Genomic DNA, 15,524 nt, shown 5'->3' with positions numbered 1-15,524 from the left:
TAGCAATTATTTTTTTATTCCTATCCACGATTGAAGTTTGCGCTTCCTTTTTCGTTTTTGCTCGAAATGCAACAGGTAGCGGAAAACGATAAAGGCGCATTCTCTGGGATTCCATCCCCGTAAAGTGGCATATTGCATTACAATATAGCGTAGAAGAGCTTTGCTGTGTGTCAACCGTTTCAGATTTTCCAGGCACTCTTGTCGGGTGGGGGCTGGTTTGAACTTTGAACGGTTGGTGTCTATCAGGGTGAATTGGTATCGGCCTTCCTGGTCTGTGTGATACAGAATATTGGTCAGGTTCAGGTCGCCATGAAGCACTCCTTTTTTATGTAACTCAACCATATAGGCAGCCAGTTCGTCAGCCGGATGCCTGTCAAAATCGTGTTTCCGCAATAATTCCGACAAGGGGGGATAGCTACAGTTGAGTGACACGAAATAGCCGTCCAGAAACAGACCGTTCTTTTTCCGTTCTATATAGGCTACTTCATGGGGGGTGGAAAAGCCTTTTTCGCGCAACATCCCGGCAAAAAGATAAGCTCTTTCGGTCTTGCTTTTCTTGAAAAAGGTATAAGCGATTCTTTGTACGATATTAGGCTGCTTATATCTTTTGACAACCATATCCTTATCATTCACCCTATATCGTTTCACTTTATTGCGGCTGTCGTACAACAATTCGCCTTCCTGTTCAAAGGATTGGGGAAGTCGCTTGATAAAACCGGCGGCATCAACGAATTCGGGATGAATTACTATTTTCATATACAGTTTGTTCTTTAATCAATTACACTTTCAATACGTTGTACCACCATTTCGGGAGTGATTCCTTGAAGGCATGCATAGTCGTTTCTAAGACAAGGCTTGTTCCCGAATACGGAACAGGGACGGCAGGGCAGATCTACCTGGACGGCATTGGCGGGCAGCTGCTTCCAGCCCATGAACCCGGCGTATGGATGGGTAGCCCCCCAGATGGAAATAACGGGGATGTTTACCAAAGAGGCCAGGTGCATATTGGCGGAGTCCATGGATAGCATTACGTCTAAATGGCTCATCAATGCCAGTTCCGAGTTCAGCGTCAGTTTTCCGGCTGTGGAAATGACATTGGGGAACTGCTTCGCCCATTTTTCCAATACCTCTATCTCTTTCCGTCCTCCACCAAACAGGAATATTTTGGTGTCTTTCCGTGTGGAAAGTTGTTTTATTACCTGCTCTTGTTTGGACAGGGGGTAGATTTTTCCTACATGTGCGGCGAAAGGCGCGATTCCTATCCATTTGTTCTTGTCCTTGTCTCCGGTCAGTGGACTCATGCATTGGATGGTTCCTTTCTTGTCTCCGAACAAAGATACGAAATCCAACTGTATGGGGTAGCCTATATCCCTTAAGACATCTGCATAACGCTGGAAAGAAGATTTCTGGCATTGCATCACTTTATGCTTGGGGCGTACCAGTTTTCGTTTTCCACTGCGTCCCTTGTCCAGATGCGCCACTTTGACGCCCGACAGTTTGAAACGCCAGCGCAGGTATTTGCTGCGGAGAACGTCATGAAAATCGGCCACGGCATCAAACTGTTCTTCCTTCAGGTCATTGTACAGCCATCCCAGCCCCATCAGCCCTGAATGTTCGCCTCTGAGGTCCACACCACGGAAAAGAACATTGTCGGGCAGCCCCTCGAACAGAGGGGCAAGCGTGTCCCGGCTCAACACCATGATCTGGTGCTGGGGGTATTGGGTGGCTAATGAATAGATAACCGGAATGGTCATTGCCACATCACCGATTGCCGAAAAACGAATTACCAGAATTTTGGCCATAAGGCAATTGCTTATTTCTTTCCGTATAGTACAGGATTCAGAGCCGGGTCGTTATACATTTTCATTTGCTTATATACTTTCATGTATTTGCGTCCGGCTTCAATATCGGTTATCAGTTGGTCTATGGCTGAGGACAAGTCCTTTTGCTGTTCCAGCAAAATGGTCAGTTTCTTCTCGCACTGTGCGCGATGCCCGGGAGTTGTGTCGGTACGTTCCACCTCTTGGCGCATGTGGTATATTTTCAGTGCCAGAATGGAAAGACGGTCAATGGCCCATGCGGGACTTTCGGTATTGATTGTGGCATCGGCGTTTATTTTCACGTCTTTGTATTTGTCGAGGAAGTAACTGTCTATCAGCTCTACCAGGTCGGTGCGGTCTTGGTTTGATTTGTCAATGCGTCTTTTCAAAACAAGGGCTTCCACCGGATCGATATTCGGATCACGGATGATATCTTCGAAGTGCCATTGCACTGTGTCAATCCAGTTCTTCAGATAAAGATAGTACTCTATACTTTTCAACTCGTATGGGTTGTTGATGGGAGTATCCACATTATCTGTCTTGTGATAGTCATTGATGACTTGGACAAAAATAGGGTTGCAAAGTTCTGTAAATGTCATAGCTACGTATTTTTGTTATTATCGTTATAATAATTGAAAAGACAAATCTATGCAAAGTTTTCTAATCAACCAATTATTATTCGGTAAAAGTGCCTACCTTTGTCACTCGGCAAGTTTTTTTAAAGATGAAAGTAATTGTAGATAATAAAATACCCTATATTCGGGAGGCTGTTGAACAGATAGCCGATGAAGTGGTGTATTTGTCCGGCAGTGGGTTCACCGCCGGAAATGTACGGGATGCTGACGCATTGGTAATCCGTACCCGTACCCGTTGTAACCGTGAGTTGCTGGAAGGCAGCAAGGTGAAGTTTATTGCTACGGCAACCATCGGCTTTGACCATATTGATGTGGATTATTGCCGTGAAGCGGGGATTGAATGGCAGAACTGTCCCGGTTGCAATGCGGGCAGCGTGGAGCAGTATCTGCATTCGGTGTTGCTGTTGTTGAAACGCCGGAAGGGGATGAGGCTGGAAGATACCTGCCTGGGCATTGTCGGGGTGGGTCATGTGGGAAGCCGCGTTGAGCGTATGGCCCGTTCATTGGGCCTGCGTGTGTTGTTGAATGATCCTCCGCGTGCGGACCGGGGGGAAGCGGGCTTCGTGGATTTGTCTGTGTTGGCACGGGAATGTGATATGATTACTTTCCATACTCCGTTGAACAGGAATGGGAAATATGATACGTTTCACCTGGCGGATGCCGGTTTTTTTGCGGAATTGCAACGCAAACCTCTTATAATCAATACCTCCCGTGGGGAAGTCATAGAGACTCTGGCTTTGCTCGATGCGTTGAAAACGGGGAGGATAAGTGATGCTGTCATTGATACATGGGAGAACGAGCCTGATATTAATCTGGAATTATTGCAGCAGGTCTTTTTAGGCACTCCTCATATTGCAGGTTATTCGGCGGATGGAAAGTCGAACGCTACCCGGATGGCGTTGGAGGCGCTGTGCCGTTTCTTTCACCTGCAAGCTGACTTTAAAATAGTACCGCCTGCCTTGCCGCCTATGACTTACTCGTCCGATCCGGAAGAGGCTTTCCTGCAGGTCTATGATCCAACGCGTGACAGTGATGCGTTGAAACGGCATCCTGAGGAGTTCGAGCGCTTGAGGGGGAATTATCCGTTGAGGCGGGAAATTGTTTCTTCTGCCATAGGAGGAGGTCGGGAAACTATTTTTTGATTTCTTTTTGTTTGGTCATGTCGGGCAGTGCGAAGAAATCGGTGAATACAATATAGACGCGGACAGATTCTTCGTTTTGTCCAGCATGACCAGATGAATATCATCAGACATCAAGGCTGACAGTTTTGGCTGTCTTTCCTTTCTTCTGCCACTATTTGCTCACAATCTTCAATGCTGTATCCCGATGCGGGTTCGCTCCAGTACCATAAGGGGGGAGTTTGTTGTAATGTATCCATAATCAGTTGTTTTTAAATGGGTTATTTATTGTTATCGCTTTTTCCGAGTGCTGGTTGCCTCCTAAAATGCCGGTTCCTCCTACCACATTGCTATAGACGCGGAGGGGTTCGGCAAGTCCTATGTTGCCTAAGCCTCCTTCCAATGTGCTTCCGGCTATTTTCTGTAAGGACAGCAGGTATAAAAAATAGGACTCGGAAAGAGAGTAGATGGAAATGATTCTTTGTTCTGCCTCGCCCAGTTTCGTCGCTGTTTCTTTTATTTGTAAAGTATAGGTTTGCCCGTTAATGCTTTGGTCGGTAAAGAGGGCACCGCTTCTTTTTTCCAGTCCGTTGAAGGCCATACTTCCGTCCAATATGGCATCCTGTTCTTTGAATACGGGGTCTATATAGTCTATTCCAAGGGTGTGATAACCGTAATAGTCTGTTTGGGCTTGTGTGATTCTGGCCAGATAATAATTGTTTTTTTCCGGAAATTCATCAAAAACGATTTCATAATATATTTCATAATAATCGGCGAGTTCTCCTTGATAGACTCCGTTACCTTTTTTAATTGTATGTTTAATGTCTTTTATGGGTACTTTTTTCGGTATGACATCTTCTGCTGTTGCCGTACCATATTCGGGGGTGGATGCCACAATCTTTATCTTGTCTCCTTCTACCGGAACGGTATCCGACAGGAAAAGGGTGTCTGGCTGGTCCGGATTTCCAGGGTTATCCAGAGTTTTCCATTGCATGGTCTCTATGTATTGATTGTTTATATAGAGTTCCACCCGGGCGTGGGGAAGATTGACATAGGGGCTGCGGTCCGGATAAAACCAGGTCCGGGTAATGGAAGCCATCACTACGGTATCGGGCGATACCGTACTGTTTATAACTATTTTGGGGGTGGTACGATATTCGTCCAAATCTATTTTCCGATAACAGGAAGTAAGGATAATTCCGGAAAGTATCATGTACAACAGCGGTTTCATAATCGTTTAAAATTTATAAGTGTAAGAAACTGACGGTATGATGGGAATGACTCCCAATGTATGAAAGCAATTTTCACCATACCACCATCCTTTGCGTATGCTGACGGGGGCCATGTAGGAATAGACATTATAGATGCTGATATTCCATATTCCCATCCGTTCCTTTTTCTTCGGACGGTAGATATTGATGCCCAAATCGAGCCTGTGATAGGCAGGAAGCTGGAAGTTATTCCGTTCCGTGTAATAATCCAGCCCGTTTGAACTCATATAGGGAGGGGTCAGGGAGTTTCCGGGCATCGGGAGGTAGTGTCCGGTGTACTGGGGGGATATGACTTGATAGTTCTCAAAAGAAACCGTAATCCGGTTTCCGGTCATGTATGTCCAGCTTCCGGTCAGTTCTACTTTGGAACGGACTTTCCAATTAACCACAATATTGAATTTATGTCGGTTGTCGAATTTGGCGGGGAAACGTCTACCTTTATTTATTTCGGTGAACTGCCTGTCATTCCAGCTTAAGGTATAGCCTGCCCATCCTGTTATTTTTCCTTTTTCTTTGCGGGCTATAAGTTCTATGCCGTATGAACGGCCTTTTCCTTGAGTCAGTTTATCTTCCCAGTGGGTTGAAGGAGGAAGAAACTGGTAGTTGTCTTTATAATCTATGAGGTGTTTCATCCATTTGTAATATCCTTCTATGGAAAAAGAGTAAGTTTGGTTATAGGTGGTATAATAGGCCCCCAAGGCGATTTGGTCACTCTGCATCGGTTTCAGTTTATGGCTGACCGGCATCCACGTGTCCGTAGGCAGATTGATGTAGCTTTCATTAAGCTGGTGTACATACTGACTCATCCGGGTATAGGAGGCTTTGAGGCTGAGCTGCGGACTAATCAGTAAACGGCTTGCGAGCCGGGGTTCCAGAGAAGTGTATGTTTTGCAGTCGATGGTGTACAATCCGATATGGATTCCGGCATTCAAGCGTATCTTCTGATTTATTTTCCAGTCTTCTTCCATATATATGCCTAATTCGTGTGCCGGCAGGATGGTGTTGTCGCTTTGTCTGGTTTGAGCGGTCAGACCATTGGCAAAATGGAACTTCTCATCTACAGGGTGGAAACGGTGATAGATATAATGAGCTCCGAAGCGCAACTGATGGGAAGTACTGGGACGGAAGTCAAAGCTGGCGCGTAAACTGAAGTCGTTGATGCGGTTTCGGGTTGAACTTTCTTGTGATACATAGCTGGTCTCCGTTCCTTGGTAATAGTCTCCTTTCAGGGTGGAGGAGTAGTGAGTGAAGGCGGCGTTTACATTGCCGAAGAGTCGGTTGCTGAATACGTATGACCAGCCGGTAAATGCCATGATGTTTCCCCATCGCAGCTTGCCGGTATTTCTGCTTTCGTACCCGTTATTCCCATCTCTCTTTTCTCCTCCTTTCAAGAAATCGTTTCCCCAGTACACTCCGGCATAGCCGCGGCTGCGGTCATTGAACTGGTGGTTGAGTTTAAAGTTCATGTCTGTAAAGGCATATCGCGCCACGATTTCGGTGTCTCCTTTATCTCTGGTAGAATTCCAGATGGCGATGGCTGGGGCGGAAAGGGCGTCAATCCATGAACGGCGTAACGCAAAGTTGAATGAAGTCCGGTCTTTCACGACAGGTCCTTCCAGATTGAGGCTGCCTGAGGTCAGTCCCAACATGGCGCTTCCATGATATTCTTTCATGTTTCCGTCCTTTGTATGTATATCGACCACGCTGGACAGCCTTCCCCCGTAACGGGCGGGGAAAGCGGATTTAAAGAATTCCACGTCCTTTACAGCTTCGGCATTAAAGGCCGAGAACAAGCCGCCCACATGGTTGATCTGGTACAGTGGGTTGCCTTCTATCATGTAAAGATTATCATCTCCGTTACCGCCTCGTACGTGCATGCCTGCCAATCCAGCCATTCCTGCCGATACCCCTGGCAGGGTTTGTAGGGTTTTTATAATGTCGGACTCTCCAAATAGCACGGGAGTTTGCCGGATTAGGTTTTTGTTGAGGCGGGTGTGTCCCATTCCGGATGTATGGACTGACGAGGAAGCGGTGTATTGGCTGGTTATGATTACTTCGGCAAGTTGCTGATGGCTGCTTAGCAGAATTGGGAGCAGAGTGTCTTGTTCCAATTGCGTGAATGACTGCTGGAAACTGTCATATCCTACGTAGGAAATGTTCAGGCAGACGTTGTTTCCGGCTTTCAATGTCAGACTGAAGAAACCGTCTGCATTGCTGGTTGTCCCCCGGTGGCTTTCCGCATCATAGATGGAGGCGCCTATGAGGGATTCTGAAGAGGCTTTGTCTCGTACAAATCCGCTGATTACCACCGTCTTCTGTTTCTTTTTGAGAATGATGTACTTGCCTGTCTGTATGTATTCCACAGGCAGTTTCTGTAATAAGATGCGCAAACAGTAAGACAACGGTTTGTCGGTCATGGTTATGTCCACCGCAGGCAGATGTTTTATCAATGATGATTCATACGAAAAAGTTACACCTGTCTGCCGGGTGATTTCTGCCAGTACTTTCTGTACAGGAGCTTGGCGCATATCCAATGTAACAAGCGGTTCGTCTTCATGTTCTGTTCCTTTTGCCTCAATGCAGAAGTGCATGAGGCATAGGAGCAGAAGCAAAGAAATTTTAGAATGGAATTGCATCATTTAGTTATGTCTAGTTTAGTGTCGAGTGTCTGGTTAATGATTTCAATGATTTCCTCTACCGGGATATTGTCAAAAGAAGCGGTCAGGTAATGTGTTTCCTGTGGAACTCTGTTAATATGTACTTTGTAAACTGCTTCCAATTCTTCCACTACCTTTTTCAGAGAAGTTTCATTATAGACAAATACACGGGTTTTCCAGGCAAAAGCATTGGGATCACTTTGTTTGTCTATCCGCATCTGTCCTTGTTGGTTTATGGAAGCATGCATCCCTTTTGTCAGAATGGCCTCTTTTTGTTCTTTGTTATAGAAAAGGACTTTTCCCGATTCTACGGTTGCCGAAGTTTGGTCTGCTTTTGCCGTTACTTGGAACCGTGTGCCTAATACTTGTATGTTTGCCAGTTCGGTTTGTACGGTGAAAGAGCATTGTTCCTGATGTACGACCGAGAAATAGGCTTTCCCGTCCAATGCGACGTTTCTGTTTTTCTTGCCGTATGCCTTACGGTCATATCGTAGGGTTGAGTTTTCGGCCAACGTGATGCGGCTGTCATCCGGAAGTGTGATTTCTTTGACGGTGCGAGTGGGTGAGGCAATGACAATCCAGTCCTGTCTGTCATACATCCACCACCAGCTGAATCCGGCTATCAAGCCCACGACGGCGGCAATGGCCGTCAGCCTATATAACAAGGTTGCATGATTTCTCTCTTTTCGGATACCTAGCTTCTGCCAGGCTTTCGTCGTGTTCAGCCTGTTTTCCCGATAGAACCGGGCCACAAAGCGGATATCTTTTTCTTCTTTTTCCATGTTATTTCTATTCATTTTCACTACTAAGACAGGGAAAAGACAAAATTCCCCCATCCGCCTGCCGATTTTTTTTTTATCCGAAGAAGAAAGTATATACTTTAATGGCAGTCTCTCGCAGTGCTTTTAGTGCCTTACTGATTTGATGTTCAACTGTTTTGATGGAAATGCCTAGCTCGCTGGCTATTTCCTGATAAGTAAGTCCGTCACGTTTGGAAAGCAGGAAAATTCTTTTGCGTTCGGCCGGGAGATGGTCGATGGCAGTCCAGAGGCGGGCATCTCGTTCTGACCGAATGATGCGTTCTTCTTCTGTCAAATCTTCCAAATCTGTCAGCTCCGTTGCATCGCAGTGTGCTTGACGGTTGGCAATGAGGGAGAGCGAACGGTTGCGCACCGCTTGATACATATAGGCTTTCAGGTTCTGGACAGGTGTGCCTTCGGCAAGTTTCTCCCATACATCGGAAAAAGCTTGCTGGACAATGTCTTCTGCATCATCCAGGTTTTCAGTATAGCGTAAGGCATACATATTCAGAGGACGGTAAAGGCAGCGGAAATGATATTCAAATTCCTTGGCTGATAGTTTCATGCTGTGTTTCTATTCTGTTTTGAATGGCAAACTTACGGCTTTTCTTTTATTTGTCAAACAGCAAGAGGGGAAAAAGTCTTTCATTCCACACGGCTTTTTCATTTAGGCACACGTTTTTTTGTTTTTGATGTTGATTGTTTGCTTGCCTGATAGGTATTTAGTATTTTTCCTTCAGAGTCTTCTCTATAGAGTATCATGAACGATCATATCCCACTGAAAAAAGTAAGATATCTTCGTGGGCAAAGTAAGATATGTTCCCAGGCAAAGTAACACCGCTTACTTGGCTCACGAAGTCCACATACTTTTCTTTACAACCAAACAGACCTCACAGCCATCTCATGCCAGTGACGATCATTTCAATTAATTACGAGAGATTTCGCTTGCTATTCAAAAAAAAGAGGTACATTTGCTTCATCATCAAACCATAAGCATTATGACCATCATAGCCAACCCTATTTACGATGCCGTTTTCAAATTCCTGATGGAAGACAAGAAAGTCGCCAAGATACTGCTCTCCGCATTGCTGAAAAAGGAGATCATAGACCTGGAGATGCGCCGCCACGAGTATACATCCATGGAGCAGACACGCATCTCGCTCTTCCGCATCGACTTCTCTGCAAAGATCCGCGAGAGCGACGGTTCGGAACACCTTGTCCTTATCGAACTGCAAAAGACCTGGCTGATTACGGAGACCTTGCGCTTCCGCCAATACCTGGGTACGCAGTACCTCAACAAGGAGAACATGGTCGAAGAGAAGAACGAGCACGGACAAAGACGTACGTACGGGCTGCCCATCATTTCCATCTACATCCTGGGACATCCCCTGGGTGACCTCACCGAGCCGGTGGTTTATGTGCGCCGCAGCTATCTGGACTATGATGACCATCCGCTCCCTGCTCCTGACCCTTTCATCGAGAGTCTGACGCATGACAGCATCATCGTACAGATCCCGTTCCTCACCGGACGTACCCGCAACCGCCTGGAACGTCTGCTGAGCGTGTTCGACCAGGAATACCGGCAGCCCGACAGCGAGCATTATCTGGAAATAAACGATGAGCACATGGACGAGGAAGTGAAGTATGTGGTGCACCGCCTGCTGAAGGCCGCTGCGGCACCCGCTGTGCGCCGTGCCATGGAGATAGAGGACGAGATTCTTTCGGAAATAGAGGACAGGGATACGACAATAATGCTCAAGAATAAGGTGATAGAGGAAAAAGAACAGGTGATTGAGCAGAAAGAGCAGGTGATTGAGCAGAACAAGCAGGTCATTGAGCAGAACAAGCAGGTCATTGAACAGAAAGAGCAGATGATTCGCTCCATGGTTAAGATGCTCTGTAACAATGAAGCATCAATTAATGAGATATCCGAACAATTAGGAATACCTATGGAACAAATCAAACAATATATCGATTCATGATGCGATTGTGATGTTCCGGAAAAGGTACGGACATGATGAATTGACTTCTTTCGAGCTTGTGTCCGAATGCTGATCATGCTGCAAAGAATCATACACGCCATTTGATTATATGGAGTCTACAACTTACGTATTGCCGGAATGTATAGAAACATCAATTTTTTTTTGGGGGGTTCAAGACCCACTCACAAAATAATTCAAATGAATTTTATATCTACTATGATAAGAGTTCCATAATCCGTGAGGACAGGATGCAGTATGTCAAGTAAAATGAGGGGTGTCATAATGCCCAAACAGAAAGTTTCACCCCTGCGACAAATAGTTGTAGCAGGGGTGATTTCTTCAAAGAGAGAGTTTTGACACCCTCATCCGAAATTTTAATCTGAAATACCTATTAAAACAAAAATCACAGTTTTTACCTTAAAATATTATATTTAAAAGTTCCCTTTATCAGCGTTGTCCCACCAAAGATGTGTACCTCCTTTATCGCCGGAGATACCGAATTTGCTGGAATTCTCCTCATCAAGAAGTTTGAGTCCGCCTTCTACTCCCTTAGCGTTGGCATCATAAGCCTGGCTGCTATAAATCACGCGGCGTACTCCTTCTTCTGTATTTACGGCTCCATTGCTTTCATTGACAAATGCCGGGAAGAAACGGGGATAACCGGTGCGGCGTTGCTCTGCCCAACCTTCGGTGGATAACGGGAACAAAGCAAGCCATTTTTGCGTGATGATTCTTTCTAATTTTTCTTCATTGCTTGCGCTTTCATCCCATTTTACACCTAATTTATTCACGGCAGGAGTGCTTAATTCGGATTTGACAGGATCTACATAGTCTATCTGAGTGCTTGTCCCATTGATGTAGGCATCTACTGCTCCTTCCGGATACTCTTTCACGCCGGCATAGCTGCCTCGGTAGGCCAATTCGTTAGCCATGGAAATGCGGATGCCGTTTTCATATAAATTCTTTACGCTTTCGCTTCCGATGTCCCATCTTAACTTCGCTTCGGCTAGCAGGAAGTATGCCTCCGCTGCTTTCATGATAGGTAACGGCATGGAATAAGAGGAACCGTTGTTACCTTGGATCCAACCGGAGAAGTTACCCCAATTGTTTGCTTTGGCAGGAAGCCCGCTGGCGAAGCGGATGCCTAAATATTGACTTTGGGCGGCTACGGTGGTGGTACCGGCGTCATTCTTTATATCTCCGGTATTCAGCGTCATGTATAATGGTTGGCGCGGGTCTTTGGTTCCACTCATTATTGTTACCAGATTGGCGTTAAACCCACAATCGCCCCAAGCGAACATCAGCCACATTTCATTTTCAAGACTCTTGTCAATCAGAATGTCTTTATTAACTGTTGCCAATGTGTTTTTGGCAGCTTCGGTGGCGATGGCTTTCAGGTTCATTCCGGCATTGCCGGCTTCAGTTTCCCGTTTGGACAAACGTAAGGCCATACGCAGTTTCATGGTATTGGCGATCTTTATCCATAAGTCTTTATCGCCGTTGCACCAGCAATCGAAGGATTTTAATTTGGCTATTTCACCTTCTCCCATGGCGCTGATGTCAGTAATGGCTGTACTCAAATCTTCAAGCATGGCTTTATACAGGTCTTTCTGGCTGTCGAACTCAAAGTACACTTCGTTTTCTCCCGACAGGATGGAACTGTAAGGTATGGGACCGTAAGCATCCGTAGTCATCAGTGTTCCGTAAGCCTGAACGATTCGCATGACACCCGACAACCCTTTTTCACCGCTGGCATCGCATTGGGCGATGATGCGGCGGGTGTTATTGAAGATGTGGAGATAATAGTTCTCATACATACCGCCGCTGTGACCGCGGTTTTCGCCCATATCTCCGTTGGTGAAGTTACCGTTGGGAGTCATGAAGTATCCTCCATAAAGGTCAATGGTCAGGTTGGTCCAGAACTGGAACATGTTTTGTTGAGGCGGATAACAGTAGGTCATCGGTTCGGTACACTGTGCGGCAAAAGGAAGGTCTGCCGGGTTTACCTGGATATTGCTGGTATTCAATTTCTCAAAGTCGTCTGTGCAGGAAGAGAAGATGCTTCCTACAGTCATTGGAATTGCCATTAAAAAGGCGTATGTTAATATTTTATTCCGTTTCATAGTTTCAAGCATTAGAAGTTAAGTTTTAAATTAAGACCAAAGCTGCGCGAGGTAGGCAGTGCAAACATATCTACACCTTGTATGCCGTTGCCTGTACCTGCTGATACGTCTGGGTCCATCGGTGCGTCCTTATGGAAAAAGAACAGGTTGCGCCCGATGATGGCTGCTGTCAGGTTCTTGCCCGCACCCAGCAGGTTACGGAAGGTATAGCCGAAGGTCATTTCACGAAGGCGTATGTTGGTAGCGTCATAAACATAGTTCTCTACGGCGTATGGACTGTTGAAATTGTTGTTGCCGGTAGTACGATAGTACTTGTCGGCATCAAATTTTACTCCGTCTATTGTAATACCGCCGGCATCACGGGCTTCACCTGAACGCTTTGACACACCCCATCCGTCTAAAGCCGCTTCGGTCATACCGATTACCTTGCCACCGAATTTGGCATCAATCAAGAAGGATAGTGAAAAGTCCTTGTAGCGGAATGTGTTGGTCCATCCCATATTTACTTTGGCGTTCATGTTGCCTGCATATTCCAAATCGTCCATAGAATCACCGCTTACGATAGGTTCCCCTTTTTCATTTTGCAAAGGTTTACCGCTTTCGTCACGCATCAGGTGGCGCACATACAGGTCACCATAGTGACCACCTTCTTTCAATATGACTTTCGCACCTCCGAAATCGGTCAATGTAAGTCCGTTGGGAAGGTCGTCGACAAGTTCTTTGATTTTATTGTCGTTGTATGAGAAATTCAGATTGGTACTCCAGCTGAAGTTGTCAGTGAACTGCTCGTACCATCCGATATTGAATTCAAAACCTTTGTTTTCTACATTACCGGCGTTTACATAGCGGTTTCTCAAGCCTGATTCGTAAGGAGCCGCAACAGAGAAGAATTGGTTCTTGGTGTTGGTCTTATAATATGTCAGGTTGATGTTCAAACGGTTTTGCAGGAATGTACCGTCAAAGCCAATTTCCAGAGAATGAGTCTTTTCTGGCTTTAATGTTCTGAACGGGGCTTTGTCGGGAGGAGTAATGGCACCTTGAGAACCTAGTGAGTAAAGCAGGTTACTCATGAATACAGGTACGTCATTACCTACGATAGAATAGCTTGCACGGAATTTGAACAAGTCGATGTTCTTGCCCATATCTATAAATTTATTCAACAGAACACTGCCGCCGAAAGACGGATAAAAGAATGAGCAGCTTTCGGTAAATGCTAATGCTGATGACCAGTCATTACGCGCTGATATGTCAATGAAGATACCTTCACGGTAACCCAGTTGCGCGGTGGCAAATACAGAGTTCAGTCGTTTTTGAGTCATCCAGCTATCGTCCTTACCCACAGTGGACATATTGCCGTAGTAATTGTTCGGGGTAAAGATGTTGGGATAATAGATGTTTCCGGAACCGGGCTGTGAGAATTGGGAGCCTTCCCCCCATAGGTCAACGTGAGAGGTTTTGGTCTTTGTAAAGCTGGAACCTGCGGTAGCAGACACGGAAAGATCATTGAATGTATGGTTGTAACTAACCAGCACATCTCCGTAAAGTTGGTCGCTGAAATAGCGGTTGTCTTTCATACGCCCCATCGGATAAAGATTTCCCACGCTGGATGCGTAAGCATTGTGTACCCAGTGTTCTTCACCTCTTTCATAACGCATACGTCCTTGGATGTTCAAATCAGGAGTAATGTCCCATTTGATGCTTCCGCCGAATTCATAGCGGTTACGGTCGGTCACCGGAGTCTGTCTGTTCAGCATCCAATATGGATTGCCGAACTGCTGTTGTTTTGTATTTGTCCAGTTCTGAACATAGCAACCTCTTGCGGGATCATATACTTCGAAGTTTTCTTTGTATCCGTTCCAGTCTTCTCCTCTGGGGAAGAGATAAACACCGGTCAGCGGATTCCACAAATAACCGGCTGCCGCCTGGTTGGCGATGTGCTGGTTGGTGAATTTAGCTGTGAAATCAATATGGATGTCTTTCAGCACATTGAAGCCTACTTTTGAATTTAAATTGTGGCTTCGGTAGTCGTTTTGTGGAGTGATACCTTGTGAATAGACATTGGCATAAGAAAAATAAGACTGGATATTTTCATTTCCTCCACTTAAAGAGATGGAGTTATTGGTCGTAAATCCGGTACGGAAGAATTTCTTAGCATAATTGGGAGCTTTGTTGCTTAGCTTTTCACCCCAACTGAAAGTACCGTTGTCGCTCATTCCATAATTAGTCTGGAACTCAGGCAGTACCATTGGGTTTTCCATGGTGGTGTTGCTGGATACATTGACGGAAACTTTGCCCGACTGTGCTGATTTGGTGGTGATCATGATGGCACCATTGGCTGCTACCGCACCATAAAGCGCTGCTGCCGATGCACCTTTCAGCAAAGTGATTTGGGCAATGTCATCCGGATTGATTGTGGACATGGCATCACCACCGTCTCGCTGGCCTCCGTAGTTGCTGTTTACTTGTGAACCGGTGATATTCATCATCACAGGGACACCGTCTACTACTACTAATGGTTGGTTATTGCCGCTGATGGACTTATTGCCGCGGAACAGGATTTTAGAAGACCCGCCGGCTCCGGTGGAGTTCGGAGTAATCATCATACCGGCACTTTTACCTTGCAGGGAGTTGATCATGTTGACACTCTTGATGTCGTTCACGTCTTTACCTCCCACTGTCTGTGCGGAATAGGTCAGTGTCTCGGACTGGCGTTTGATACCCATTGCCGTCACTACGACTTCGCCTAATGTTTCTGTGTCCGATGTCATCTTCACATTGATAACTGTACGTCCGTTCACTGGCTCCTCTATGGTTTTCATACTTAAATAGGAGAATACCAGTATGTCTTTGTCACCGGCTTGCAGGGTATATTTCCCATCGAGATCGGTTACCGTTCCGATAGTTGTACCTTTAATTAATACGTTTGCACCAATCAGAGGTTCGTTGGCGTCTTTGTCTATTACGGTACCGCTGACTGTATGCGTTTGTGCATACATCGCTGTTGCAAACATTCCCAATAGGAATGTTAGGAAAAAAGTAAAAGTTCGTCTCATAAGGTTAGATTTTGAGGTTCATTCTTAATTAGATTTTTGTTTTCAGATTGAATAATAGGTTTGTT

Annotated in this window: 12 protein-coding genes; 2 read left to right on the top strand and 10 right to left on the bottom strand. The window is 45.7% G+C overall.

Annotated elements, in window-relative coordinates; all coding sequences use genetic code 11:
* Nucleotides 1–6: 6 nt before the first annotated feature.
* Genes ACYQ0C_RS20430 through ACYQ0C_RS20420 form a run of 3 tightly spaced genes read right to left on the bottom strand, consistent with a single transcriptional unit; the run spans nucleotide 7 to nucleotide 2,419 of the window.
* Nucleotides 7–756: a lipopolysaccharide kinase InaA family protein gene (locus tag ACYQ0C_RS20430; protein ID WP_016274676.1), complete on the bottom strand. Its 750-nt coding sequence runs from the start codon at nucleotides 754–756 to the stop codon at nucleotides 7–9.
* A 14-nt stretch (nucleotides 757–770) separates the two neighbouring features.
* Nucleotides 771–1,802, bottom strand: coding sequence for a glycosyltransferase family 9 protein (locus ACYQ0C_RS20425; protein WP_016274675.1), 1,032 nt, complete (start codon nucleotides 1,800–1,802; stop codon nucleotides 771–773).
* 11 nt (nucleotides 1,803–1,813) lie between these two features.
* Entirely contained in the window at nucleotides 1,814–2,419 is a 606-nt protein-coding gene (locus ACYQ0C_RS20420) for a DUF4254 domain-containing protein (RefSeq protein WP_016274674.1), read from the bottom strand.
* 125 nt (nucleotides 2,420–2,544) lie between these two features.
* On the opposite strand from ACYQ0C_RS20420, the gene pdxB reads away from it, so the two are divergent.
* Nucleotides 2,545–3,597 carry a 4-phosphoerythronate dehydrogenase PdxB gene (gene pdxB / locus ACYQ0C_RS20415; protein WP_016274673.1) on the top strand — a complete coding sequence of 351 codons (1,053 nt, stop codon included), beginning with the start codon at nucleotides 2,545–2,547 and terminating at the stop codon, nucleotides 3,595–3,597.
* A gap of 110 nt (nucleotides 3,598–3,707) precedes the next feature.
* Here the strand turns inward: pdxB and ACYQ0C_RS20410 are convergent, their stop codons facing one another.
* The 5 genes from ACYQ0C_RS20410 to ACYQ0C_RS20390 form a co-directional block, all read right to left on the bottom strand.
* Nucleotides 3,708–3,833: a hypothetical protein gene (locus tag ACYQ0C_RS20410; RefSeq protein ID WP_016274672.1), complete on the bottom strand. Its 126-nt coding sequence runs from the start codon at nucleotides 3,831–3,833 to the stop codon at nucleotides 3,708–3,710.
* Nucleotides 3,834–3,835: 2 nt separating this feature from the next.
* Complete coding sequence (locus ACYQ0C_RS20405) at nucleotides 3,836–4,804, bottom strand: DUF4249 domain-containing protein (RefSeq protein ID WP_016274671.1); 969 nt, start codon at nucleotides 4,802–4,804, stop codon at nucleotides 3,836–3,838.
* Between the two features lie 6 nt (nucleotides 4,805–4,810).
* Entirely contained in the window at nucleotides 4,811–7,483 is a 2,673-nt protein-coding gene (locus ACYQ0C_RS20400; protein ID WP_016274670.1) for a TonB-dependent receptor, read from the bottom strand.
* Nucleotides 7,480–8,283: a FecR family protein gene (locus ACYQ0C_RS20395; protein WP_025076944.1), complete on the bottom strand. Its 804-nt coding sequence runs from the start codon at nucleotides 8,281–8,283 to the stop codon at nucleotides 7,480–7,482. The genes ACYQ0C_RS20400 and ACYQ0C_RS20395 overlap by 4 nt, the downstream gene beginning before the upstream one ends.
* A 73-nt stretch (nucleotides 8,284–8,356) precedes the next feature.
* Nucleotides 8,357–8,866 carry an RNA polymerase sigma-70 factor gene (locus ACYQ0C_RS20390; protein ID WP_016274668.1) on the bottom strand — a complete coding sequence of 170 codons (510 nt, stop codon included), beginning with the start codon at nucleotides 8,864–8,866 and terminating at the stop codon, nucleotides 8,357–8,359.
* 433 nt (nucleotides 8,867–9,299) lie between these two features.
* Between ACYQ0C_RS20390 and ACYQ0C_RS20385 the strand changes: the two genes are divergently transcribed.
* A complete protein-coding gene (locus tag ACYQ0C_RS20385) occupies nucleotides 9,300–10,283 on the top strand; it encodes a hypothetical protein (RefSeq protein WP_016274667.1) in 984 nt (327 codons plus the stop codon).
* Nucleotides 10,284–10,714: 431 nt separating this feature from the next.
* On the opposite strand, the gene ACYQ0C_RS20380 is transcribed toward ACYQ0C_RS20385, so the two are convergent.
* Both ACYQ0C_RS20380 and ACYQ0C_RS20375 read right to left on the bottom strand, forming a co-directional pair.
* The gene (locus ACYQ0C_RS20380) at nucleotides 10,715–12,418 is read right to left on the bottom strand and encodes a SusD/RagB family nutrient-binding outer membrane lipoprotein (RefSeq protein ID WP_016274666.1); all 1,704 of its coding nucleotides are present in this window, start codon (nucleotides 12,416–12,418) and stop codon (nucleotides 10,715–10,717) included.
* Nucleotides 12,418–15,459: a SusC/RagA family TonB-linked outer membrane protein gene (locus ACYQ0C_RS20375; RefSeq protein WP_025019557.1), complete on the bottom strand. Its 3,042-nt coding sequence runs from the start codon at nucleotides 15,457–15,459 to the stop codon at nucleotides 12,418–12,420. Before ACYQ0C_RS20375 ends, ACYQ0C_RS20380 begins: the two co-directional genes overlap by 1 nt.
* Between the last annotated feature and the right edge of the window lie 65 nt (nucleotides 15,460–15,524).

The sequence above is a fragment of the Phocaeicola sartorii JCM 17136 = DSM 21941 genome (assembly GCF_054653615.1).
Note: the sequence above shows the minus strand (reverse complement) of the source record. Positions and strands in the feature narration are given on the sequence as shown.